Below are 24,386 nucleotides of genomic sequence, written 5' to 3' on the forward strand. Positions count from 1 at the left end.
TTAATTAGGTTTCGTTTCTGAACTTACTCAGCACTCTTAGTAATATCTTTCTCTCTTCTCCCTTCCTCTTTTTTGCAAGCCTTTCAACGATAAGCTCGGGGGTGCTCCTTCCGATTATTCCGAACTTCGGTTGCCTGTCCACTATCAAATTTAAGTTTTCATCAAGGCCACTTGCCTCTATTCCGTCAACCCTAGCAAAGGGGAGCTCTTTCTTGAGATCTTCCCCCAAGTGAGAAACTATTACCACGTAGAAGGCCTTTTCATGTGCTATCCTCAGCATCTCGGCCAAGATTTTAACCGCTGCACCAGGCTCGGTTATAGCTTCGAACTCATCTATTAGTATCAACTTCTTCCCCCTACCCTTTAGTGATCTAACAAGGGCTTTAAGCGAGTTCTCAAAGGCTCCAGCCCCATAAACTGCCCTCTTCCTTTTGAAAAAGAAGACCTCATCCAAAGGTTCAACCCAAGCTTCCCTAGCCGGAACAGGAAAGCCCATGTGGGCAAGTATAACTACCTGAAGGGTGAGCTCAAGCAGAGATGTCTTACCACCGCTGTTCGCACCAGTCAAAACCACGATATTCGCTTCCTGAATTCCTTTAAAGGGATCTTTGACCTTGCCTATAAAATAGCTCACCGGCTGTGGGTTCTCTATGAACAAGTTTTTCCCCTCAACGAACCCTATTCCACCTCCCTCTATCCTGGGGAAAACAAAGCCCCGGGAAAACTCCTTTACGGCGAGGAAAAACTCGAGCTCATAAGCCCTCCTAATTTCGTCTTTTAACTTTGGGAGAAGGGGAAGAATTTCCTCAACTATCTCCCTAGACTTGAAGTACAGCTCAACTTTCACTTCCTTCTCAAGCTCCCTCCTTATTCCCTCAATAACATCAGGGCTAACCTCTATGGGGTACTCCCTGGGGAAGACCTCGACGTAAACTCCCAACTTCTCGCTTATTCTCTCCTCAGCTTTCCTTATCTCCTCGAGTATCTCATCGTTTAGGCTTGAGAACTTCGAGAGGAGAAAGTCAACGTCTCCAGACTTTAAAGCCTTTAAAAATTCAACGAGATCCCTACCGCTCAGCGTTAGCTTGAACCTCTCAAGCTTCTCCTCTATGGCCTCGTTTAGTTTTCTCTCTTCCTCAGTTATTATCTCCCCAATCCTTTCAATGCTCTCTTTCCTCCTCATAACATCTTTAAGTGGTTCTAAGGCTTCGAGTATCTTTCCAGCCACACCTTCAGGGAACAGCTTAGCTAAAGCCTTGAGAACATCTCGGTTCTCCCACAGGGGCATTACGTAAAGTTCGGGGGCAATATCATAGGGCTTTAACTCTACCTCAATGCCGTAACCAGTTGTACTTAGAATTAAATCGTAACCTTCAACTGGCTCCGTTGAGACCATGCAGAGACTCAGCTTTTCAGCTTCCTCAACTTCCTCTTCGCTGACTATGAGTATCCTATCGTGCAGGTAGTCCCTCCTAAACCTTATCGGCCTTATCCTTTCTATGTACCCCCTAACATCTTCGCTGACCTTTTCCATTCCTTCCCTCAAGTACTCCTGCCTTCGCAGGATCTCTTCCCTATTAGATGTCGGGGCAAAATCGTCAAGGAACTTTTTTGCTTCCTCATGCTTAATTTTCTCAAGGATTATTTTTCTTATCGCCTTGTAGATTTCCCTCGCATCTCCCCTGAGCTTCATTGCAAGTCCCTCGGCGGAACTATAATACCGAGCTCAGTTATTATCCCCCTTATGAACCTCCAAGGGGTTATGTCAAAGAGAACGTTCCTAACTTCGAATTTACCCCTCTTAAGGGGCCTCTCCACCAGCTCTACATCTTCGGCTTTTTGAGTTGGGTGGAACTTGTAAGTTTCGGCGGCGACGTAGAATGGAACATTGTTTTCATGGCAGGCTAGAGCCAGAAGATAAGTGCCGACCTTGTTAACAACATAGCCATCTTTAGTTACCATATCGGCCCCAACCAGGGCGAGCGTAGCCTTCCTGCAGAACAGGCCCATCTGTGAGTCAGTTATTATCTCAAAATCTATCCCAAGGGAATTCAACTCTTCAGCGAGCTTCAATCCCTCATAGTCAGGGGCACTCTCGGTAAGAATTACCTTAAACTCCTTTCCACGGGTTTTTGCCAGCTTGAATATCTCGAGGACCGCTGAAGACAGCGAGTGGGTTATTATCACATCCCCAGGATCGATGAGCTGGGCTCCTATAGAAGCGAGCTCCCTCTTTGCTTCCTCTATCCTCCTGAGGAACTCCTCAGCCCTTGCAATTATCTTCTCCCTATCATTGGTTACCGGAAAGAATCTTGCAAGGTTATGGAGGGAAGCCATGCTTGGGTTTACCCTCACGATCTCCTCCTTAAGTTCCCTGATTGCATCTTCCAGGAGCGATTCATCCATTTCCCTCGCGAGAACTAGAAAGGCTTCAGCACCTCTCTTTGCTAACCAGCTTGCTCCCCTTATTCTCTCCTCCCTCATCTCCTTGAGTATGGAAAGAACGCTGTCCGGAAGCATGGCTACCAGCCTTCCATGAACCTTATTCCCTTGCCCTCCATGAACTCAACCACTTCTTTAACCTTAGCCTCGTCCTCGGCGAATATTATTATCCCAATGAACTTACCGAAACCCTTTGGGGAGGAGTGAATCTTGACCTTAAACCTCTCAATTGCCTCATTCAGTATGGGAGCAAGCTTGCTCTCATCGGTTATCTCTGCCAGGAACTTCTTCTGGACGAACTTCCTCTCCCCTATCCTGGGGAGGACTTCCCTCTCGAGCATGGCCTTCATTTCCCTGGGCATCCCGGGGAGAACGAAAATTTTAACTCCCCCATATTCTATGTAGGCCCCAGGAGCAGCTCCTTCCGTGTTCTTTAGCGGAGTTGCACCTTCTGGGAGGTAGGCCATCTTCTTTCTCGCCTCGTTAAGCGTTGGATCATCAATTAACCCCTTCCTGTGAAGCTCTTCATAGAACTGCCTTATCCTCTCCAAGCAATCCTCACACAGTACAAGATCCCTACCTAAGGCCTTTGCAACGGCGAGCATAGTTACATCATCGTGAGTTGGCCCCAAACCCCCAGAGATCACGAGAACTGAAGGCTTCCTTTCAAGTATCTCCCTTATCACATTCATTATTTCCTCAACATCGTCGCCAACCGTAGTTATCCTCCTAACCCGGTAACCCCTCTCGGTCAGCTTTTGGGCTATATAAGCGGAGTTGCTGTCGACGGTATTCCCCGTTAAAAGCTCATCACCTATCGTGAGAACCTCAGCTATCATAGCACCACCACCCTATTTTAGGTAAGGGCTTTATAATCCTTTGAGGAATCTGAACCTATGATATTCAAGGCCAAGTTTGGAGAGCCCAAAAAAGGATGGGTAGTGATAGTGCATGGCCTGGGAGAGCACAGTGGAAGGTACGCAAAGCTCGTTGAGATGCTAGTTGATAGGGGCTTTGCGGTCTACACCTTCGACTGGCCTGGACACGGAAAGAGCTCAGGGAAAAGAGGGCACACAAGCGTCGAGGAGGCAATGGAGATAATTGACGGAATTATTGATGAGATCGGGGAAAAGCCTTTCTTATTTGGGCACAGCTTAGGCGGGCTAACCGTTATAAGGTACGCAGAAACGAGACCTGAGAAAGTGAGGGGAGTTATAGCTTCTTCACCAGCGCTGACAGAGAGCCCAAACACTCCAGGATTTCTAGTTGCGTTGGCGAAGTTCTTAGGTGTTGTAGCCCCAGGAATTACGTTTTCTAATGGGATCAACCCAAGCTTACTCTCAAGGAACAAAGATGCGGTGAGGAGGTACGTAGAAGATCCCTTAGTTCACAACAAGATAACGGCGAAGCTTGGAAGGAGCATATTCATAAACATGGAGCTTGCCCACAGGGAAGCAGAGAAAATCAAAGTGCCAATACTGCTCCTAGTAGGAACCCAAGACGTCATAACTCCTCCTGAAGGAGCTAAAAGATTGTTTGAGGAACTTAAAGTTAAAGATAAGGAGATTAGGGAATTTGAAGGAGCTTATCACGAGATATTCGAGGATCCGGACTGGGGAGAAGAATTTCACAGGGTGATAGTGGAGTGGCTGGAGAAGCGCAGTTAATCGATACATTTCCAACAACGTTCTTAGAGTACTGGAACGGGACGAAGGAGGGGTGGTTAGGGTACATTAGCAGGTATCCTGAACTATTTGAGAAGATAACATGGGACTATGAAAGGTACAAAATTAATTGGAAGGAATACCTCGAAATCGTTATCAAAAAGATAGAGATAGAGAAGTTAAGGGCTGTCCACAATGCCCTTATGTCTTCCCTAGAGGAAGTCCTCCACAGGGCGCATGCAATGTTCGATATAAATGAGGACTACATTATCGTCATTTACATTGGATTGGAGAATGGTGCTGGATGGGTAACGGAGTTTAAAGGCAAGCCAGCGATTCTCTTCGGACTCGAGGCAATAGCAAATCTCGATTGGGCTGAAAAAGTAAAAGGCTTAATAGCCCATGAATTCGGACACCTGGTTCACTGGCTAATTAGGGGCGAGAACATAGAGGAAATAGAGGATGAGCAAATAATGTGGCTCTACACCGAAGGATTCGCACAGAGAATTGAAGATATCCTCACTGGCAGACCATGGCACTTAGAAGAGGAGGGGTGGTTTGAGTGGTGTGAAAGGAATGAAGGAATGATAAAACAGGAATTCTTAAGGAGAATTGAAAATGGGGAACCTTTAAATCCATTCTTTGGCTCATGGTACCAAGTATTTGGAAAGCAGTTCCTGGGTTATTATTTGGGATACAAGTTTATTGTATGGCTTGAACGCCAGTATGAGCGGACGGAAATAGCAAAACTAAAGAAGAACACGATAAAAGAGAAGATCATGGAATTTTTAACATACTAAGCTAAATTATTTATACTATCCATGGGAAACTTAAAGAGGTGGTTATAGTGGAAGAAAGAAGACATCTAAAATGTCCCCTCTGCGGAGGAACTAGCTTTAGGGTCGAGGAAGGAAAGCTTGACAGCAAGTGGGGATTTACGGCTCATAAGGTGAAGATCGTTATATGCGAAAACTGTGGCTACGTGATGCTATTCTACAAGGGAAGAACTATATGGGACTTTGACTGAGGTGTTTTCTATATTTTTTAACAGGGAAAAGGAGCTAGAAGAGCTTGGGAGGTTAATTAAGAGTGAACCAAACTTGATAACCTTCGTCTATGGCCCAATAAACTCTGGTAAAACATCTCTAATGCTAGAATTCACGAAGAAGGTAAAAGGAGAACATGTTCCCTTCTATATAAACCTCAAAAGATCTCCAGTTGCAAGCTACGATGACTTCCTCGAGATTTTGTTCTCCATAGACTTTGATGACAGAATTAAGACAGAGGATATAGCTTCCCTGGCCATTTCAATGACGGGAGAATTGTTCGGAATACCCATTCCGGGAGAGATCTTAGAGAGGATAAGGAGAGACAAAAAGCCAAGAAATGCATTTGAGTACGTCGCCAGGGTTCTAGAGGGTGTAAAAAGAAAAGGGAAGATATCAATTTTGATTCTCGACGAACTGCAGGTGATAAAAGATCTAAGGGTTAATGAGCCATTAATATACGAGCTCTTCAACTTCTTCATCCACCTGACTAAAGAAGTTCATCTCTCCCACGTTTTCGTGGTAACGTCGGACAGCCTCTTTATCGAAAAAGTCTATAATGAGACGATGCTCCAGGGGAGATCAAGGTACTTCTTAGTTGACGACTTCGATAAGGAAACGGTGATAGAGTTCCTTAGGGAGAATGGATTCACGAAGGAGGAAAGCGAGCTCGTCTGGAGCTACATCGGAGGAAAGCCTGCTCTGCTCATTGAAGCGGTAAATAATAGGAGAAAACTAAAAGAATGGCTAGAGACAATATTGAGGCTCTCAACGTACAGAGTTAAGGGCCTACTAAGAGAGAAAGAAGAATACAGGGGGGTCTTAGAAAATTTCATAGAAGATGAGGAGATTCCTTTTGAAGGCTACATTGAAGAAGAAATTAGGGGGCTAATCCAAGCAAACATCTTATTCTTGGATCCGCTAAAAGGAGTAATAAGACCCCAGGGAAGGCTCGAACTTTTGGCGATAAGGGAGGCCCTCAAATAGTGTCTCTCCTGTCTATTATGTGCTCAAGCTCCGGGCCTGTCTTTATTAGACCCACTGGAACACCAACTTTCTCCTCTATCTCCTCGATGAACTCCTTGGCTCTCCTGGGGAGCTTGTCGTAGTCCGTAACACCAAATGCCTCCTTATCGTACTTATCGAGCATGGTAACTGCAAGCATCGTTGCACCATTGATCCTCGCGGAGTAGCGGGCCATCTCAAAGTCGAACCAGCCAACCCTTCTTCTCCTTCCAGTAACGGTTCCGTACTCAACCAAGCCAAGCCTATCGGCTTCCTCCATGGGCATCTCCGTTGGGAATGGGCCAGCGCCAACCCTAGTGGGGAAGCTCTTGAACACTACTATAACTTCATCAACCCTCGTCGGCCCTATTCCCACATCTGCAGCTATTGAAGAGGCAGAAACGTCCTTGGACGTTACGTACGGATAGGTTCCGTAGTAGAGGCTCAGGCCAAATCCCTGGGTTCCCTCCACCAAAACCAAGGCCCCCTCGTCTAGGGCATCGTTCACTTCAGCGGCAACATCCGTTAAGTAGGGCTCAAGCTCCTTGATGTCCTTGGCAAGCTTCGCCTTCCTCATGACCCTATCGGCATTTGCGGGGCCACAGCCCGAGCCGGTAGTTCCTATCTTCCCGTGGAGGTAGCCATTAGTTCTGTCGAGTTCCTTGTGCTTCTCCTCAATTATTGCGCAACGGTAGTCAATACCAACCCTCTCTTTAACGTTGAAGTCTTTGAGGTGCTCAAGTTCGTGGAAGAAAACTTCAGGATCAACTAAAACACCAGCTCCAACCAGAAGCCTCGCCTTCCTTTGCATAAATCCGGTGGGTAGCTGTCTTACAGCATATTTCTTTCCATTTATAAAAACACTATGTCCAGCGTTCGTTCCAACACCGCCCCTCGCTATTATCTTGGGCTCGTCATGCAAGGCGAGGTAGGCTATTATTGAACCTTTCCCTTCATCTCCCCATTGTCCACCAACAACTATCATGCTTGGCATGGTTCTTACCCAACCCTAAGTCAATAACCCCCTTAAAACAGTTGCGGATTTGACATTAATATTTAAACTTCTCATTGTTTTGTTCTATTACTATTACTACTGCTGACCTCCTCCCCGCCCTGAAGGGCGAGGCTTCCACCCTGCAGTGGGTGTGAGGAGAGAAAAATTTGAAACCCACTCAGATACTAGGTGCATTTTTGCAACTGGTATGGTTGGCTTTCACCCTCGTTCACGTTGGGCTGTTTCGTAGATAGTAAAAAGTGTAAAATTTAGCATTAATTTTTATATGGTCTTGCGGGCAGTTTTGGTGGCGTGGCAGTCCCCAGTATGTGGGGTTTGTAAGCCCGAATGAGGACTGCCGAAAGCCTGAAGATGTGGGGAGTCACCGTTCCCCCGAAAGCCCTCCAATGAAGATTGGAGTGGGGAAGGTCAGTCGTAACGACATTTACGAACTTTACACAAGTTACGGCTGACCAGAACGGTCTCCTCAAGAGGTTCTCAAGAGGTCACCAGCCCAGGCCGAACGGAAATACCCAAAATCACAAAATTTACGATTGCAAAATACATAAACACAACAAAAGAACAGGCTTAAAGACCATCACATCATCAAGTCTTCACTGTTGAGGTAGCCTTCTAAGTACAGCCCCCCAAGAAATGCCTGTCCAACGTTTATTCCGTTGTCCCCCCTTGGAACTTCATAGGTTGAGTAGAACTTCAGCCCCTGGGCCTCAACGAACTTTCTTACTGTCTTGACTATGAGCTCGTTGTACGCAACTCCTCCGCTCATCGCAATCCCTTTAACACCAAACTCTTTTGCCTTCTCAACTGCAAGTTCCGCAAAGGTTCTCGCCAAGGCAAGGTGGACTGAATAGGCAATATCCGCTGGGTTTGCTTTGTCTATCACTTCGAGGACTTCTCTAAACAGCTCAGTTATTTTTATCTCCTCTCCCTCAACTGGAACCTTGAGCCCTAAATCGTTCTTCCCCTTGAAGGCGAAGCTCTCAAGCTTCATGGCTGGCTCTCCCTCGTAGTGCCTCCTGTAGGCGACGTTCAATAGGACTGCAAACGCATCGAGAACCCTTCCCGTTGAGGAGGCGTAGGCTACGTTAATCCCCCTTGCGAGCTGGTTGAATATTACATTGAACTCTACCCTTCCATATTTTAGGCTTTCAACGGCCTTCGGGCAGAGCCTTTCAATTGTACTTCTAACTTCCTCGAGCTCGTACATCTCGCTTAGAATTCCTATTAGAGCCCGCAGTGGATAATAGCTCGCGAGATCCCCACCGGGAAGGGGATAGTACTCTATGTGAGCCAGCCTCTCCACGTCTTCGTAGCTGAGGTAGATAACTTCTCCGCCCCATGTTTTTCCATCGGTTCCGTAGCCAACACCATCTAAGGCTATCCCAACCACCTCCTCAAGCCCATGCTCGGCCATGACTGAGGCTATGTGGGCATAGTGATGCTGGACTTGAAGTAGCTCTGCGTTTGTTTCCTCGGCTATCTCCATGGCAAGCTTCGTCGTGTTGTAAGAGGGATGCAGGTCGGCGATTATTAAATCGAAGTCAGAAACCCTAAGGATTTTCCTGAAGTGGGCTACTGCCTCTCTCATGAACTCAAGGACTTCAATCTTCGATGTGTTCCCTATGTACTGGCTAGGATAGACCCTATTCCCCTTTACAACACCAAAAGCATTCATTAATTCGGCCCCTACAGCTAATCCCTTGTATTCAAAAGGTATCTCAATGGGCAGGGGAACGAATCCCCTTGATCTTCTAATCACTGCCCTCTTCCCATCGACGAACCTTACTACGCTATCATCGGCCCTGTTGGGAATTCTCCTGTTATGTAGGAGGAGATAATCTGCAACATCCTTAAGCTTTTCAAATGCCTCATCGTTGTCCTTTATCATCGGCATGCCAGGGAAGTTGGCGGATGTCATGACGTAAACAGGAGTTTTCGACCAGTGGAAGAGTATATAGTGGGTTCCAGCGTAGGGAAGCATGACTCCAATTGTGTGGAGTCCTGGGGCAAGATTCTCAGGGAGTGGGAACGGCTCCTTCTTCCTCAATGCCACTATTGGCCTCCTGTAGCTCGTTAGCTCTTCCTCTTCCTCCTCGGTTACATAGGCGAATGTCTTAATCGTCTCCAAGTCCCTGGCCATTATCGCGAAGGGCTTCTGCGGCCTGAACAGCCTTTTCCTTAGCTCAGCGACAACGTCTTCCCTTGTAGCGTCACATGCCAGATGAATTCCACCGATTCCCTTTATCGCTACTATGTAGCCCCTATCTATCAGCTTTGCCGCTCTCCTTAGGGGGTCCCCAATTACCTCCTCTCCGGTAGAGGTGTAGAGTCTATAGCTCGGCCCACAGGTCGGACATGCAACTGGCTCCGCATGGTACCTTCTGTTTAATGGATCTTCATACTCGCTCCTGCAGAAGTCGCACATGGGAAATTCTCTCATCGCCGTGTTTTCCCTATCGTAAGGGAGATCCTCTATAATGGTAAACCTAGGCCCACAGTTGGTGCAGACTATAAACGGGTACATGAACCTCTTATCGTTTGGATCAAACAGCTCTCTTAAGCAGTCTTCACAGATCGCTATATCTGGGGGAATTATTGAATCTCCTTCTCCCTTCTTTTCCGTGGAGCTCTTTTCTATGTAGAATCTGCCAAAGCCCTGAATTGGGATTTCCTTTCTAATGACCTTTTCTATCTTAGCTAGGGGAGGTTTTTTCTTGTATAAATCTTCTAGAAATGCCTCAATATCTTCCTCTCTTCCTTCAACGACTATTTCAACTCCGGCATCTCCCAAATTCCTCACGTAACCCCTCAAGTTGTGAGCGTGAGCTATCCTGTACACGAAAGGTCTAAATCCTACAGCCTGAACTATTCCTTGAACGTGAATCCTGTATGCCTTCATCCTCTCCCCCGAATGTTTTACGAAATTAAAAGCTTTATACGTTTCTAAAACCAAAAGTTGGGAACGGGAGGGGAGTTTTCAACCATGGGTTTAGAACAGGGCTCCGTACTTGTAGAATATTGAGCACGTGCCTTCGTAGGAAACCATGCAGGGCCCTATGGGGTGCCTCGGGGTGCAGGTCTTGCCGAAGTGCGGGCACTGGGGAGGTAAAGCTAAACCCCTGAGGATCGCACCGCAGAGGCAACCCTTTTCCAAGTCAGGAAGCTTCGGAACTTCCGGATCGTAGTAAGTCCTTATCTCCAACTCCCTCCACTCCCTCCTGAGCTCAAGTCCGCTCTCTGGAATTATTCCCAGGGCCCTCCACTTTGCATCCTTAACCTCGAAGAATTTGTCAATTAACTCTTGGGCCTTGACGTTTCCCTCCCACTTCACGGCCCTCGTGTACTCGTTTAGTATCTTTGCCTCTCCCTTCTTAACCATCTTTATGAGTAGGAGTATTGCCAGTAGCATATCAACGGGCTCGAAACCGGCAACTACCTGGGGAATTCCATATTTTTCAGTTATATGAACCCATCCCTTAACGCCAATTATCGTGGAGACGTGCCCGGGGTCAATTAGCCCATGGAACCTTGTTCCCCCCTTTACCAAGGCTTCAACTGCTGGAGGCGTTAGCCTGTGAACCGAATAGATCTTAAAGTTCTCCAATCCCTCCTCCACAACGGCATTAAGCATTCCAGCGGCTGGAGCTGTTGTTGTCTCAAAGCCGGGTGAGAAGTGAACTACTAGCTTATCAGGATTCTCCTTGGCTATTTTGTAGGCATCGTAAATTGAGTAAACGACTCTAACATCGTAGCCTTCGCTCTTTAGATCGGCGAAGCTTCCCCTTGGTGTAGGAATTCTGTACATGTCTCCAAAAGTCGTCAAAATAATCCTCTCACCCTCTTCATAGGCTTGTTTCATAATCTCCATCATTTTTACTATGTCCTCTACTGGAGTTATACACACAGGACAGCCCGGTCCGCTCATTATTTTGACGTTCTCCGGCAGTAGTGATCTTATGCCTGCCCTTGTGACGGTATCCTCATGTGTTCCACAGACATGCATGAACCTTAGTTCCTCAAAACCTTTAGCTTCCTCATGTATCTTTCTGACTATCCTTTGGGCGATCTGCCTATCCCTGAATTTCTCAAGCATGACTATCCCTCCAGAGCTGAGAGAACTTCTTCCCACGCTTCAAGAATTTCCTTTGCTCTCTCCTCGTCGAGTTTCTCTATTGCAAAGCCAGTGTGAACTATCACGTAATCGCCAACCTTGATGTCTGGGAGTAGATCTAACCTTACTTCCCTTTTAATGCCCCCAAAATCCACTATTCCAACGTTACCCCTAATTTCCACGACTTTCCCAGGAACGGCCAAGCACATTCTTCCCACCTATTCTACCCTTCCCCGGCCGAACTTTTAGGTGTTTTTGGAACCTATGGTTCCCATCCAAAGGAAGTTTCAAATGAATCTCCAGAAGTTTCTGATGTAGAATTTTACCTCCCTTATCCAATCCTCTACTGGCGGGAGACTTCTTGAGGTTGCAAGACGGGTGTAGATTGTTCTTAAATATTCCTCAAGTACTTCTGAGTCTAAGCCAAGGGAAAATACGAGTTCCCACACCGTTTTATCTTGAGCCAATAGAAAGGCTATGTCGTTTTTAATTTTTACTAATCTTGGTGCCATATTATCCATCCACCATTTGACAAAACTTCTTTCATCTTGTTCCGAGAACCATACTGAACTTGTATAATCCATGTACACAAATCTTATCCCCTTCTGTAGGATCTCCTCCCAATTTTCCTGGAGGAATTTCGATGTTATTATGATATTCCCAAGCTTATAGGTGGGGAATACCCTGGGGGATTTACGTCTTACCTTTGACGAAGTTATTTTCTTTGGATTTTGACGTTTCTGAGGTTTAGCATTGCCTAAGCCAGACTCAATATCTGCCAAGATCTCATTAAAGTGCTTATCCAAGAAATCTAAAACATCTAAAAGCATGTTGCTATAATATGGACTCCAAAGTCTGTTCTTTATTCGTTTGAGTATCTCTGATTTTGGAAAGATTTTCCCAACGGTTCCTATGTAATCTAGAGCATGATGCAAAAATACGCATTTAACTCCATCCTCTCCATAGGCCCCGTAGGCTAAGTCCAAAAGAAAGTCAAGTTCCCACTTTCTTCTTCTCCCCCAGTCGTGGTGCAAAGGTGAAAATCCCGTTATTACCCCAATTTCTTGAAGGTATCGGATATGGACATTAAGATCAAGGTCATCTGCTTCAATATTTTTTGATATCCAGTTTTCAGGAAAATCTATAAGCTCATTGGTGCCATCTGCTACTTCTTCCGAAATACCCAACTTCCTACACCATTTTCTGTGGATCACCCATTTGGGCAATACAATCACCCCTACCCTACAATCCTCCTAATAGCCAAGAGCTCAAGCCTTCCCTGAGGTCTTAAAATTCCCTTCTTCGGATCTAAGAAGAGAATATTCTGCTTCACTAACCATCTTATTCCTGGGCTTACATCCTCTATCTTGATGAACTCGCTGTCCATAAAGCTTTTTAATATCCTTATAACTTCCCTGTAAATGATCCCGTTTTCCCTTTTGAGGTCATTCAGCTTAAATTTTATCCAATTCTCTCTTGTATCAAGTTCTCCCCTGCACCATTCTTCTAGGTTGTCCTTGTGAAGAGAAGCAAGTGTGAGATAGGAGGGCTTTCCCCCAAAGTGCCTGATGACTAATTCTATCTCTTCCCCCTTAAATCCAAGTTCTTCAAGGAATTCTCTCGCAGTATCCTCATCAAAATCATCTACCAAGAAGAATTCGGCCCTACCGTGGAGCATTGCTTCGCTGTACACCTTCTCAATGAAGAGAGAATCTGAGGTTATTGTGAAGACGTGGGCTAGGTGTAGTTCTTTCGTAAGTCCGACTAGGAGGTTGAAGAGTTCATAGAGTAGTGGTCCATTTATTTTGAGGTCTTCAACCTTCTGGAGCTCATCTAAGATTAGAATTGGAATTTTTCCACTTTTCCTAATCTTTTTCAAAGTCTCAATTATATAGGAAAAAGCGTTTTCGTGGTTCCCAATTACCTCTCTCAGCAGAGCTTTTGGAACTGGAATTCCGTGGATAATCCCAGGTAGATCCTCTACTATTGCTTTAACAACGTCCTTCTTGCCTCTGTGTATCGAGAACAGAATATTAAGGAAATCAGAAGGGCTGGATATAGCATGCCACCTGAGGTTTATATAGAATGGAACAAAATCCTCGGAAAGTCTCCTAGAAAATTCCATTAGTAGTGTTGTTTTGCCCGAGTTTATCGGGCCGTAAATGAAGAAGATTGTGTTTGGCTCGCTCTCAACGAAAGTTCTGAGGAGAGCCAGCTCTTTCTCCCTGTCGTAAAACATGAACATCCCAAAGAAATGTTCGCTCAAAAAATATAAAAATTTAAGCTCAAAGTCTAACGAAGTGCACTGAACAGGAGATACATGGGTCGAATGCTCTAACTATCTCCTCCAATTTTTTCTTCAAAGACTCCTCTGGCACTGATCCATACATCTTCTTAGCGTCTTCAAGTAAGCTAAGCTCCATCATCCCTTGATTAAATGCAGTCGGTGTGATCGTGTTCGACCACACGACTTTTCCATCTTCGATTCTATAGTGATGGACTAGAACTCCTCTGGGAGCTTCAACATATCCAATCCCTTCCCCGCTTTTTTCTTCCGGTTCCACAATGCCTTTTTCTATTCCCTCACTTGCTATTTTATTGCTGAGCTCAGCAACTCTCTCTAAAGCATAGACAAGCTCTATGGCTTGGGCTAAGTTGTTGTATATTACGTATCTGCTCTCAATTTTGTCTTTGTAGGTATCTAGCAGTCTCCCCGCTTCCCCCTGAATGTATTTTTCTTTCAATAATAACCTAGCCAATGCACCGACAAAAATAGGTTTGCCTTTGTAGTAGGTATGCTTTGCAAAGCTGTAGTTTACTGGAACTTCGTCAAGCTCTATATATTGAATTCTGTCTTCCCCAACTATTAGGTCATCTCCCCACAAGTATTCACTGGTAACCATCGGAATTTCAGCTTTAGCCCCTCTTGGTTCTTGAGAAGCAAATATTCCAACTATCCTTCTGGCAAATTTAACTAGTGACTCTGCATGCTTTGCTATTCCTTCCAGTTCTTCTTCTCTTGGATACCTTCCAAATCCTCCTGGCTTTATGTTTATTCCATGAATTTCTCTTCCCCCTAGGAGCTCTCTTATCGTGTTACCAAATGCCTTTATTGTCAATCCTTCCTTTATTAACTCCCCATGCTTTGGTATCATTGAGATTGCATCTGGATAGCCAAAAATATCCGGCAACGCTAGGAGGTAAAGGTGCAGGGCGTGGCTCTCTATTATTTCTCCCCATAGAACAAGTTCTCTAAGCTTCTCGACGGTTGGTGGAACATCTATCCTGAGGGCATTTTCTATGGCTCTCACCGATGCAACGGAGTGAGCTACGTAGCAGATAGCACATATCCTTGCCTCAAGATCGGGAACGTCCCAGTAGCTTCTTCCTAACGTCAGGATTTCGAAGAATCTTGGTCCTTCAAGTATCTTAACTCTCGCCTCCTTAACAGTTCCATCCTCAACAACTATCTCTGCCTTTCCGATCCCCTCAACCCTGGTGAATTCATCAAGCTCTATTATCATAACTACCACCTCGTGAACGTCCTAAGCTTCTTTGCAATTTCCTCCTCTGGCAGGATTTTCTTTAGAACTTCGACAAGCCCAGGAATGTTTGCGTCCATTGAAGGCCCCCTGCACCCTATGCATCCTAATCCTAAGGCAGGGCACTGGGCATTACACCCTCCAGCCGTTACTGGTCCAAGGCATGGAATCCCCTTCTTTAAGAGAACGCACTCGTACTCGTTGAGTTTGCACTCAAGGCAGACCGGATAGTCCTTTGCAACAGGCTCAACTCCTCTCGCCAGGTTCATCAGGACTTGAAATACCTCCTCCTTATTGTAGGGGCACCCAGGAATGGCGAAGTCAACGGGGACGTACTCCGTTATCGGTCTTGGTTCAAGAACTTTCGTTGGTCCTTTGATGTCTCCATATATCCTTCTAAATGCCTCCTTTGCATTTTCAACGCTCCCTTGAACGCTACCGTGGGTTGCACAAGTTCCTAGGGCTATCAAGTATTCACTCCTGTTTCTTGCTTCCCTAAGGACCTCAAGGTCTCTCTGCGTTGAAACCGTTCCAGTTACAAGGGCAACGTCAACCCTCTCCTTACTTTTGCGTGAGCTCGCCATGTGAAACTCAACTATATCGTAGAACTCAAGGATGTCAAATAACCTATCGTACAGGAACAGCAAGTTGAGGGCACAACCCCCGCAATCCGTAAGCTCAAAAACTGCTAACTTCATCATATCAACCCCCTCGTCGAGAGGGCATCCCAGTAGGTGAAGACGGGTCCATCCTTGCAGATGTACTTCCAGCTCGTGCTCGTCCCAACGACGCAGTGGCCGCACTTTCCAACTCCGCACTTCATCCTCCTCTCAAGCGTCATGTATATCCTCCCTGGGGATAGTCCTCTGTTCAGAAGTTCCCTTATCACGAACTTGTACATAACTGGTGGACCACAGATCAGTGCATAGGAATTGTTAACATCAAACTCCTCCCCCCTGAACAGATCCGTAACTACTCCTTTGCACACTTTCTCCGAGAACCCCTTCTCAAGGTAGACACATGAAGGAGTCTCAACTTCGTAAGCAAGCTTGACGTGGCAGTTAAGCTTTTCCCCATGCTTGAGTAGATATATTATCTCATCCCTGAACAATATATCTTCGTAGCTCTTCGTCCCGTAGAAGAGGTATATCTTCTCGAATTTGCCCGTATCAATTGCGTACCACAGCACGGAACGTAAGGGAGCCATTCCCAGGCCACCAGCAACAAGAATTAAGTTCGATCCTTCCATCTTTTCAAGAGGGAAGCCGTTGCCATAGGGTCCTCTAATTCCTATTGATTCTCCTTCACTAAACTTGTGGATGAACCTCGTTAACCTTCCAACCCTCCTTATGCAGAGCTGTATCGGCTTCCTTGTGGGTGGTGAGCAGATGCTGATTGGGAACTCTCCATAACCCCTCAGGTCAACTATAACGAACTGCCCTGGCTTGAAGATAAAGTTTTCTTCAACTTCCCTATCGGTAAAGCGGAGTGTGAAGAGTTTTTCCCTTGGTGTGAGCTCCCTAATCTCAATTATCTTAGCATCGTAGCTTTGATAGGGGTTCATAACAATCCCTCCCGAATCTCCTCAAGAACCTTTACATGTTCTATCCTTGCTGGACAGAATTCATCACACCTTCCACAACCAACACAGTTGAAGCCCGCAGAGGGGTCGAAATAACTCTTGCAGTAGTAGCGATGCCTAAATCTATCCAAACGGGTGGGTCTGAAGTTGTGGCCTCCAGCTACCAAGCCGTGAGTTGGCATAAAGCACGAATCATATCTCCTCTCTCTCACGACCTCATAAGCCCTAATCCAATTGTCGCAGACCTCGTAGCATCTGCACGTTGGGCAGACGAGGGTGCAGTTTCCACAGCCCAGGCACTTCTCAGCGTACTTCTTCCACACCTGGCTGTTGAAGGCTAAGTCAAGGATATCTGCCAGGCCTTCTTTGTTTAGACTCCTCTTGAACGCTTTGGCTCTCTTCTCTTCAAATTCTTTGAAGTGCCTTAGATCCTCCTCCGTAACTTCTTCGAATAACTCTTGGTTCTCCCACACTACCTCGTGACCCCGAACGCTTCCTACTCTCACTAGCCAGCCATCCGGTAGTTCGTGAAGAAAGAGGTCGAAGCCATCCATCGCAAAGTCCGTTCCCAAGCTCTTGCAGAAGCAGTATTCATCAGGCATACAGCTTATCCCTACTATAAACGCATTCTCTCTCCTTGACTTGTAGTATGGATCTGGAGGATCTCCAAGGTACGTTTTGTCCAAAATCTTGAGCCCATGAATGTCGCATGAGTGAAGTCCGAAGAGAACGAATCTTTCTTCATCCTTTATCTCTTCCCACTTATCCCCTTTTAACCTGAATAACTCATCTCTGGGTTTCACGAAGAACTTCTTTGGGGGGAGTATAGTTCTCGTGTAGTCTAAGCTGAGCTCTTTAATATCATCAACCTGCATAAATACATATGTCGAGTTACGTTTTACTGGACCATATATTTTGCCAAGTTGCTTGAGAGATTCAAAAAACGCGGGAAAGTTTTCGGCAGAAAGCTTGACGTACCTCATAAATATTCACCCTCTTAGTATTTTCTTATTTTCTATTGGTAAAATAATAAAATAATAAGGATTTCCAAAACGCTATTTTGACAACCTCAAGTTTTAAACAAATGGTAAAATACATGGAAGAATTTTTATTATAATTTGGAAACAGAAATATTTGTGAGGTGATGCAAATGTACAAAATTTTACGGAAAGAACGGCTTGCTCCTGGCATTAATCTTTTTGAAATAGAAGCTCCTAGAGTGGCTAAACACGCGAAACCAGGGCAGTTCGTGATCGTGAGATTACATGAGAAAGGTGAAAGAATACCCTTGACAATTGCCGACGTTGACAAAAGTAAAGGTTCAGTTACGATAGTTGCCCAAGAGGTCGGAAAAACAACTCACGAATTGGGCACGTACAATGAAGGGGATTACATCTCGGATCTCCTGGGGCCCTTGGGAAACCCAAGCCACATAGACAAGTTCGGAACGGTAGTAATGGTTGGGGGTGGAGTTGGTGTTGCGGAGATATACCCAGTCGCGAGAGCCATGAAGGAAGCGGGCAACTATGTGATCTCGATCCTGGGGTTCAGGACAAAAGAGTTAGTTTTCTGGGAGGACAAGCTTAGAGACGTTAGCGATGAAGTAATAGTCACGACAAACGATGGAAGTTATGGAATGAAGGGCTTTACAACTCATGCGCTTCAAAAGTTAATCGATGAGGGTAGGAAGATTGACCTGGTACATGCAGTTGGACCTGCAATAATGATGAAAGCCGTTGCGGAGCTAACCAAGCCCTACGGGATAAAGACTATGGCAAGCTTGAACCCGATAATGGTCGATGGAACAGGGATGTGCGGAGCGTGCAGGATTACGGTGGGGGGAGAGATAAAGTTTGCTTGTGTCGATGGGCCCGAGTTCGATGCCCACTTAGTTGATTGGGATGAGCTAATGAAGAGGCTCAACTATTATCGTGATTTAGAGTTGATAAGCTTTGAAAAGTGGAAGAGGGAAAGGGGGATGGTTTGAATGCCTAAGCTCATCAAGGAGAGGGTTCCTACTCCTGAGAGGCCTCCTGGGGAGAGGGTTAAGGACTTTTATGAGGTTAATCTTGGCTATACTTGGGAATTGGCTTTGAAGGAAGCAGAAAGGTGTTTACAGTGTCCTAAGGATTATGCTCCCTGTATTAAGGGTTGTCCTGTTAACATAGACATCCCAGGGTTCATTGGAGCCCTTAGAAAGTACAGGGATGACCCTGACAAAGCCGTTAGGGAAGCGTTGAAGATTATCTGGGCTTGTAATTCTCTTCCTGCGATTACTGGTAGGGTTTGTCCTCAGGAGGAGCAGTGTGAGGGGGTCTGTGTTGTTGGAAAAGTTGGAGACCCAATCAACATAGGAAAACTCGAAAGATTCGTTGCAGATTACGCAAGAGAACACGGAATTGAGGAGGAGCTCTTGAGGGAGCAGGTTGGAGAAATAAAGAGAAACGGTAAGAAGGTTGCCGTTATTGGTGCTGGACCTGCTGGCTTGACATGTGCAGCCGAGCTAGCAAAGATGGGTTATGAGGTAACGATATTCGAGGCACTTCACAAGCCTGGCGGAGTTCTAATTTACGGAATTCCAGAGTTTAGACTACCGAAGGAGATAGTTGAGAGGGAATTAGCGAAGCTTAAGGAGCTTGGCGTTAAGATAGAGACCAACGTTCTCGTTGGTAAAACGATAACATTTGAAGAGCTAAGGGAGGAGTTCGATGCTATATTCATAGGGACGGGTGCAGGAACACCAAGAATATTCCCGTGGCCTGGAGTAAACCTCAACGGCATATATTCAGCCAACGAATTCCTGACGAGGGTCAACCTAATGAAGGCCTATGAGTTCCCTGAATACGACACTCCAATAAAGGTAGGAAAGAAGGTTGCAGTGATAGGCGGAGGAAACACCGCCATGGATGCCGCGAGATCAGCCCTTAGATTGGGAGCGGAAGTGTGGATCCTCTACAGGAGAACGAGGAAGGAAATGACTGCAAGAGAGGAAGAGATAAAGCATGCTGAAGAAGAAGGGGTAAAGTTCATGTTCTTGGTATCTCCAAAGAGGTTCATTGGAGATGAAAACGGCAATCTCAAGGCCATAGAGCTTGAGAAGATGAAGCTTGGCGAGCCCGACGAGAGCGGGAGGAGGAGGCCAATTCCTACTGGTGAGACAATTATCATGGAGTTCGATACCGCGATAATAGCAATAGGCCAGACCCCGAACAAGATATTCTATCAGAGCGTCCCTGGGCTCAAGGTCGATAAGTGGGGCAGAATAGTAGTTGATGAGAACTTGATGACTTCTATTCCTGGGGTCTTTGCTGGTGGTGATGCTATTAGAGGCGAAGCTACCGTTATTTTGGCCATGGGAGACGGAAGAAAAGCAGCAAAAGCAATACACGAGTATCTAAGCTCAAGCTCTTGACTACCATTTATTTTTTCTGTACCCCAAGAAAAAGCCTCTAAATGTCATGCCCATGAAATCTTCCCCTAGGAAACCATCAAAGAACTTCCTTGTCTCTTCTGGGTTAAGCCACTCTATGTGATCAGGAATGCCTTCGTCGAAGTAATAAGTTATTGCATCGTCCTTTTTGCTTGCTATATCCAACGTGTATATTTTTTTGTTAAACCTCTTCGCCTTCTCAACCTCCCTGCATACTAGGGAGGAGAACTTTCCGTACACGGCAACGGCGACGACGTAATCAACTTCCCTGATTTTGTCACTTACATCTCTTATACCATAGTCCGAGGGAAGAATGACGTTTGTTGAACCAAGTTTCTCTTTGATTATCTCCAAAATAATTTTCTCAGTTTTCGTGTGATACAAAATAGTAGGCTCGCTTAGATATACTGGAGGCCCGTAAGCTTTTTTCTTTTTCCTAAATATTTTAAACACCATTCGGAACACCTCAGGTGGGGACTTTACGTCATCATTGACCCCCGAATCAGCAGGGATGACACTCATCATAGGTGCTCCTTTCAAATTTGAAATAAAATAGGGCTATTTTAACTTTATCGGGGATCTTAGCTTTGCGTTTCCTTCTGCTCTATAACAAAAGATAAAGGATTTAAAGCTCGGAAAAATTTTTGAAAAATATGAAAGGCCTTGTACTACCCTTTGATTATTTTTGCTAGTTTTTTTGTGAGGGTGTCGAGGAATTCTATGAATTCTTTTTCGTTGTACATTACTAGGTGTTTTTTCTCTTCGATTAGTTCTTGTAGTTCTAGTAGTTCTGGGGTTGCTTTTCCCTCTTCTTTCATTATTTCGATTAGCCTTGCAGCTGCATCGATTAATCTTAGGGGTCCGTACAGGGGAGGCTCATCAACACAACCTCTAGCGCTCGTTATTAAGAAGGCTAAAAGCTTGAAGTGGCTATCATTTAATATGTTGTCCGTACTTTTCAACGTGAACCACCTCCTCTAGGGGTCTCCTCTTTGGTGGTTTAGGCCAGAATTCAGGGTACCCAAAACTTATCATTAAGACGGGCTCTATATCTTCGGGAATTTCCAGGAGTTCTTTTAATGCCACCTTGTTAAACGAGACTATTGGACAAGAGCCAATTCCCAGGGAGTACGCCATTAACATCATGTTTTGAGCTGCCATTGAAATATCCATTAATGCGATCCGTTCTCCCTCCCTACCTCCCCTTTCGGCCCGTTTTTTGTTAATGCAGAGAATTATTAAGGCTGCTGGATTCCCAAACAATCCTGGAGAGACTAGTTTTATCTTCCCTATCATCTCCTTATTTGTCACTAAAATGAACTCCCAAGCCTGAATATTACTACCACTCGGGGCCCAAATTCCAGCCTCAAGAATCTTAAGCAAATCTTCCTTGGGAATCCCCTTATCCTTAAACCTCCTCACAGCCCTACGACCCTTAATGATATCTAGAAGCTCCAATGACTACTCCCTCCTTTTTTCGTGTGGGGGATGGAATGATACCTTACTATGAGAAAGACCTAGCTTAACAAGGTCTTCTGCAATTTTTAGGGCTACTAGCCCAGGTTCAATTACCGGAACACCTAGCTGGTCTTGAAGCCATTTCCCTAGCCCAATTAAACTTCCACAACTTAGTACTATTACTTCAGCGCCATCATTCTCAATTGCGTCCTTTGCTTCTTTTAGCAAAGCCTGTTTTATGTCCTCTATTCTATTGGCTATATCAAGAACCGTAAAATCGACTGTTCTTATAGATGCTAATTTGTTTTCTAGTCCGTACATCCTAACAGCATCGAGGGTTTTTCCTCTAGAGTTCTTTGAACCAACTCCAACTATTGAGAATTTTCTACCCAACATTGATGCAATATGGAGGGCACTTTCTCTTAGCCCTACTACTGGGATTGTTAACTTTTCCCGAGCTGCGAATAAAGCAGGATCGCTAAAGCAATAAATTATAACTGCATCGTACCCTTCTTCTTCGGCTTTTTCTGCCTCTTTTAAAGTTTCGAGCTCTGACCATGCAATATCATAGTACTGCTCTATAGATTCCGGGCCTCTAGTTAAGTTAACAACTGTTATCTCCGTATCTGGATCCTTTACTTTGTTGTATGCATCTTCTATCCCTTTATTCCAAAGTTCGGTTGAAACAGGAACAATGACCTTTATCCTCATATCTTAATCCTCCTCTAACAGGCTTACCACAGCAAAAACTTTGGAGTCTTCAACCATGTTTTCTATCTTGGCATATTCATTGGGCTGATGAGCAGTTTCATCACAAGTGCACCATACGGCGGCAGGAATTCCGAGTTTTCTGAAGAAAGCTGCAAAAGTTCCACCACCAATGCCACCTACATACGGAGTTATGTTACGAAGTAGCCGGAGGGCTTTTTTGAGGAGCACTACAATTTCTGAGTCTTCGGGAGTGGGACTTGGGGCTTCAAATTTCCTTAAGACTGAGATTTCAATTTTTGCTCCATAACTTCTTTCAAAAACTGAGGCTATATTCTGTATGGTCTCTAGGATATCATCCAAGTTGTGTTCTGGAAGAACTCTGCAATCGAAGTACAAAATATCTTCCCCGGGGATTATGTTTATTGCATCTACGTTCTTCTCTTTCTTCGTAGGCTCAAACGTACTTATTGGGGGATCAAAAAGCTCATTTCTTTCTGAATATTTTGCATAGAGCATTTCGTGAAGGGTTGTTGCGAATTTCATCCCTACTAAATGGGCATTAATACCCTTTTCGGGACTCATGGCATGAGTTTGCTTCCCAACTGTTTTAACTTGAAAGACTAATCTACTTTTTTCTGCTATTTCGATGAATGTTCCTTCTGGGTTTCCTGCGTCGGGGACTAGGACTAGGTCGTCTTTTCTGAATAGTTCTGGGTGGTTTTCCATCAACCATTTTATTCCATAGTTACTCCCTGTTTCTTCATCACTTACGAAGGCTAGGATTATTGTTCTCTTAGGCCGTATCCCGAGGTTCATTAGGGCTTTAACAGCGTACAGAGAGGCAACGAGACTCTGGCCGTTGTCCTCACTACCCCTACCGTACACTTTTCCATCCTTTACAATAGGTTCGAAGGGTTTTGTAACAGTCCACTTGCTCAAATCTCCGGGAGGCACAACATCTAAGTGTGTAAGAATCCACAGTCTTGGGCTTTTCTCACCCTGCTCTCCATAATAGTACGCTAGAATATTGGGTCGTACACCATTCTTAGCCCTTGGATCAGGGGCATTGTACTGTTCAATCTTGTCAAATGGCCAATCCTTAATAATCTCAAGCAATTTTTGGGCCTTATCGTACTCCCCCTCACCACCACTATCCGGACTAATTGCAGGAATCCTAATAAGCTCCACTAAGGTCTGAACCATATCATCCCTAAGAGAATCAATTTCATTACAAATTGCCCCTATCTCCTTTTTCATACTCCCTTCCTCCTTAAGGTTAATTAAAAATGTAAAATAGACAAAATTAAACAAATTCACTTTTTAAGCTCTTTAGCGAGTTTTGCAAGTTCGGGTGGGTAAATAACATTTCCTTCGTCCATTATCTGCACATCATCTATCCACACTGACGAATCTAGACAAATCCCATCGCTGTGGGATGCTGCTGGGACTCCTCCCGGAATATCGGGAACTAATCTTGGCCCTATGTTTCCTATTCCCCACTCAGTGGCTCCCCAAACTCTTTCATCTTCGACAACATTTCCGGTGAGTTTGGCTCCAGGATTGAAGCCATAAGATATATGGGCTAATTGGTACATGTTAGGATCATTAAATCTTTCTAACCAGTTAGCGAATTCTCTAGCTTCTCTTCCTCCTTCTATATTAACTATCCTTCCTTTTTCAACCTCTAGCTTAATGGGTTCTCTCAGAAGACCTATTGGGGGTGTTACTGAACCATCAAAGACTATAACTCCATTGATAGTTTCTAATTTGGGAGTCCAGCTTATCTGACCTGGCAACATCTCGTAAGTTCCTTTTGGAACGTACCCTGAGTGGACTATCATTGGCCTATCTGGATGATTTTCAAACTCAACGTCAGTTCCAGCTGGAGTTGTGATTCTGACGTGTTTTCCATTCTTTGTTATCTCGGCTATTTTTTCGAGGAATTCGGAAAGTTTTTTCATATCAACTTTTCCAATTGTTCTAACCATCATGTCGGGGTTCATGCCCACTAGACAAATGTACCTCAACTCTTTGTTTTCTCTGATAACGGTGTCAAAAACTGTTGAGTATAATAGCCACTGATAGTTGAACTCTATCCAAACATCAACATTCGTCAATGCTCCTATTAGAGCCTTCTGAGGTAACATGGGGTCAGCAGCTTTTCCTACACCATCAGGAGTTGCGACCCAAATAACAAGGGGCTTTGCTCCAGCCTCAAAAACTGCCCTTGCAGTTGCATTGACGACTTCTTCGCTTGAAAGGGTATCGGCGGTTATACCTACAATCTCCCCTGGTTGTACATCCAAAATATCTCTTACGAGCCTTCTTGCAGCAAGACCAAGCTCAAATTCGTACGTTTTCATTTTTACCACCTCCTTGG

General features: G+C 45.0%; 25 protein-coding genes. 6 read left to right on the plus strand and 19 right to left on the minus strand.

From position 1 onward, the window contains the following. Nucleotides 1–4: 4 nt before the first annotated feature. From P8X24_RS05270 to P8X24_RS05280, 3 genes are read right to left on the minus strand one after another with little or no spacing between them, the layout of a single operon-like run. On the minus strand, nucleotides 5–1,693 hold the full coding sequence (locus P8X24_RS05270; protein ID WP_372914403.1) for an endonuclease MutS2: 1,689 nt from the start codon (nucleotides 1,691–1,693) through the stop codon (nucleotides 5–7). Further along, entirely contained in the window at nucleotides 1,690–2,520 is an 831-nt protein-coding gene (locus tag P8X24_RS05275) for a translation initiation factor IF-2B subunit alpha (protein ID WP_372914404.1), read from the minus strand. Before P8X24_RS05275 ends, P8X24_RS05270 begins: the two co-directional genes overlap by 4 nt. 2 nt (nucleotides 2,521–2,522) lie before the next feature. Continuing rightward, a complete protein-coding gene (locus P8X24_RS05280; protein WP_372914405.1) occupies nucleotides 2,523–3,281 on the minus strand; it encodes a molybdopterin-binding protein in 759 nt (252 codons plus the stop codon). A gap of 57 nt (nucleotides 3,282–3,338) precedes the next feature. Here P8X24_RS05280 and P8X24_RS05285 point away from each other — a divergent pair, with 57 nt between their 5' ends. From P8X24_RS05285 to P8X24_RS05300, 4 genes are read left to right on the plus strand one after another with little or no spacing between them, the layout of a single operon-like run. Then, on the plus strand, nucleotides 3,339–4,109 hold the full coding sequence (locus tag P8X24_RS05285) for an alpha/beta hydrolase (RefSeq protein ID WP_372914406.1): 771 nt from the start codon (nucleotides 3,339–3,341) through the stop codon (nucleotides 4,107–4,109). Next, complete coding sequence (locus P8X24_RS05290; RefSeq protein ID WP_372914407.1) at nucleotides 4,088–4,906, plus strand: hypothetical protein; 819 nt, start codon at nucleotides 4,088–4,090, stop codon at nucleotides 4,904–4,906. Before P8X24_RS05285 ends, P8X24_RS05290 begins: the two co-directional genes overlap by 22 nt. A gap of 47 nt (nucleotides 4,907–4,953) precedes the next feature. Continuing rightward, complete coding sequence (locus P8X24_RS05295) at nucleotides 4,954–5,133, plus strand: hypothetical protein (RefSeq protein WP_068320540.1); 180 nt, start codon at nucleotides 4,954–4,956, stop codon at nucleotides 5,131–5,133. 1 nt (nucleotide 5,134) lies between these two features. Then, on the plus strand, nucleotides 5,135–6,139 hold the full coding sequence (locus P8X24_RS05300) for an ATP-binding protein (protein WP_372914408.1): 1,005 nt from the start codon (nucleotides 5,135–5,137) through the stop codon (nucleotides 6,137–6,139). Here the strand turns inward: P8X24_RS05300 and P8X24_RS05305 are convergent. From P8X24_RS05305 to shyB, 10 genes are all read right to left on the minus strand, one after another. Further along, nucleotides 6,132–7,151 carry an adenylosuccinate synthetase gene (locus P8X24_RS05305; protein WP_372914409.1) on the minus strand — a complete coding sequence of 340 codons (1,020 nt, stop codon included), beginning with the start codon at nucleotides 7,149–7,151 and terminating at the stop codon, nucleotides 6,132–6,134. The genes P8X24_RS05300 and P8X24_RS05305 overlap by 8 nt on opposite strands. Before the next feature lie 598 nt (nucleotides 7,152–7,749). Then, the gene (hypF, locus tag P8X24_RS05310; RefSeq protein WP_372914410.1) at nucleotides 7,750–10,071 is read right to left on the minus strand and encodes a carbamoyltransferase HypF; all 2,322 of its coding nucleotides are present in this window, start codon (nucleotides 10,069–10,071) and stop codon (nucleotides 7,750–7,752) included. A gap of 90 nt (nucleotides 10,072–10,161) precedes the next feature. Next, complete coding sequence (hypD, locus tag P8X24_RS05315; RefSeq protein ID WP_372914411.1) at nucleotides 10,162–11,265, minus strand: hydrogenase formation protein HypD; 1,104 nt, start codon at nucleotides 11,263–11,265, stop codon at nucleotides 10,162–10,164. A 2-nt stretch (nucleotides 11,266–11,267) separates the two neighbouring features. Then, a complete protein-coding gene (locus P8X24_RS05320) occupies nucleotides 11,268–11,492 on the minus strand; it encodes a HypC/HybG/HupF family hydrogenase formation chaperone (RefSeq protein ID WP_068320897.1) in 225 nt (74 codons plus the stop codon). Between the two features lie 78 nt (nucleotides 11,493–11,570). Further along, the gene (locus P8X24_RS05325) at nucleotides 11,571–12,509 is read right to left on the minus strand and encodes a hypothetical protein (RefSeq protein WP_372914412.1); all 939 of its coding nucleotides are present in this window, start codon (nucleotides 12,507–12,509) and stop codon (nucleotides 11,571–11,573) included. A gap of 11 nt (nucleotides 12,510–12,520) precedes the next feature. Continuing rightward, entirely contained in the window at nucleotides 12,521–13,528 is a 1,008-nt protein-coding gene (locus P8X24_RS05330) for an ATP-binding protein (protein WP_227805307.1), read from the minus strand. A gap of 40 nt (nucleotides 13,529–13,568) precedes the next feature. Then, nucleotides 13,569–14,807: an NAD(P)-dependent hydrogenase/sulfhydrogenase 2 subunit alpha gene (shyA, locus tag P8X24_RS05335; RefSeq protein ID WP_372914413.1), complete on the minus strand. Its 1,239-nt coding sequence runs from the start codon at nucleotides 14,805–14,807 to the stop codon at nucleotides 13,569–13,571. A 2-nt stretch (nucleotides 14,808–14,809) separates the two neighbouring features. Continuing rightward, on the minus strand, nucleotides 14,810–15,523 hold the full coding sequence (gene shyD, locus P8X24_RS05340; RefSeq protein ID WP_372914594.1) for an NAD(P)-dependent hydrogenase/sulfhydrogenase 2 subunit delta: 714 nt from the start codon (nucleotides 15,521–15,523) through the stop codon (nucleotides 14,810–14,812). Then, nucleotides 15,523–16,389, minus strand: a complete 867-nt coding sequence (gene shyC / locus P8X24_RS05345) for an NAD(P)-dependent hydrogenase/sulfhydrogenase 2 subunit gamma (RefSeq protein ID WP_372914414.1) — start codon at nucleotides 16,387–16,389, stop codon at nucleotides 15,523–15,525. The genes shyD and shyC overlap by 1 nt, the downstream gene beginning before the upstream one ends. After that, on the minus strand, nucleotides 16,386–17,390 hold the full coding sequence (shyB, locus tag P8X24_RS05350; protein ID WP_372914415.1) for an NAD(P)-dependent hydrogenase/sulfhydrogenase 2 subunit beta: 1,005 nt from the start codon (nucleotides 17,388–17,390) through the stop codon (nucleotides 16,386–16,388). The genes shyC and shyB overlap by 4 nt, the downstream gene beginning before the upstream one ends. 167 nt (nucleotides 17,391–17,557) lie before the next feature. Between shyB and P8X24_RS05355 the strand changes: the two genes are divergently transcribed. Together P8X24_RS05355 and gltA are read left to right on the plus strand one after the other, a co-directional pair. Beyond that, complete coding sequence (locus P8X24_RS05355; RefSeq protein WP_372914416.1) at nucleotides 17,558–18,394, plus strand: sulfide/dihydroorotate dehydrogenase-like FAD/NAD-binding protein; 837 nt, start codon at nucleotides 17,558–17,560, stop codon at nucleotides 18,392–18,394. Continuing rightward, entirely contained in the window at nucleotides 18,395–19,819 is a 1,425-nt protein-coding gene (gene gltA, locus P8X24_RS05360) for an NADPH-dependent glutamate synthase (protein ID WP_372914417.1), read from the plus strand. On the opposite strand, the gene P8X24_RS05365 is transcribed toward gltA, so the two are convergent. The 6 genes from P8X24_RS05365 to P8X24_RS05390 form a co-directional block, all read right to left on the minus strand. Further along, the gene (locus P8X24_RS05365) at nucleotides 19,820–20,293 is read right to left on the minus strand and encodes a hypothetical protein (protein WP_372914418.1); all 474 of its coding nucleotides are present in this window, start codon (nucleotides 20,291–20,293) and stop codon (nucleotides 19,820–19,822) included. Nucleotides 20,294–20,505: 212 nt separating this feature from the next. Then, on the minus strand, nucleotides 20,506–20,799 hold the full coding sequence (locus tag P8X24_RS05370; protein WP_372914419.1) for a DUF6092 family protein: 294 nt from the start codon (nucleotides 20,797–20,799) through the stop codon (nucleotides 20,506–20,508). Beyond that, on the minus strand, nucleotides 20,771–21,295 hold the full coding sequence (locus P8X24_RS05375; protein ID WP_372914420.1) for a nitroreductase family protein: 525 nt from the start codon (nucleotides 21,293–21,295) through the stop codon (nucleotides 20,771–20,773). The genes P8X24_RS05370 and P8X24_RS05375 overlap by 29 nt, the downstream gene beginning before the upstream one ends. A 3-nt stretch (nucleotides 21,296–21,298) precedes the next feature. Beyond that, entirely contained in the window at nucleotides 21,299–22,006 is a 708-nt protein-coding gene (locus P8X24_RS05380; protein WP_372914421.1) for an aspartate/glutamate racemase family protein, read from the minus strand. Between the two features lie 3 nt (nucleotides 22,007–22,009). Further along, entirely contained in the window at nucleotides 22,010–23,263 is a 1,254-nt protein-coding gene (locus tag P8X24_RS05385) for a M20 family metallo-hydrolase (RefSeq protein ID WP_372914422.1), read from the minus strand. 56 nt (nucleotides 23,264–23,319) lie between these two features. Continuing rightward, nucleotides 23,320–24,369: an aminopeptidase gene (locus tag P8X24_RS05390; RefSeq protein WP_372914423.1), complete on the minus strand. Its 1,050-nt coding sequence runs from the start codon at nucleotides 24,367–24,369 to the stop codon at nucleotides 23,320–23,322. Nucleotides 24,370–24,386 lie beyond the last annotated feature (17 nt).

This window comes from Pyrococcus kukulkanii, assembly GCF_041647995.1.
Lineage (GTDB): Archaea > Methanobacteriota_B > Thermococci > Thermococcales > Thermococcaceae > Pyrococcus.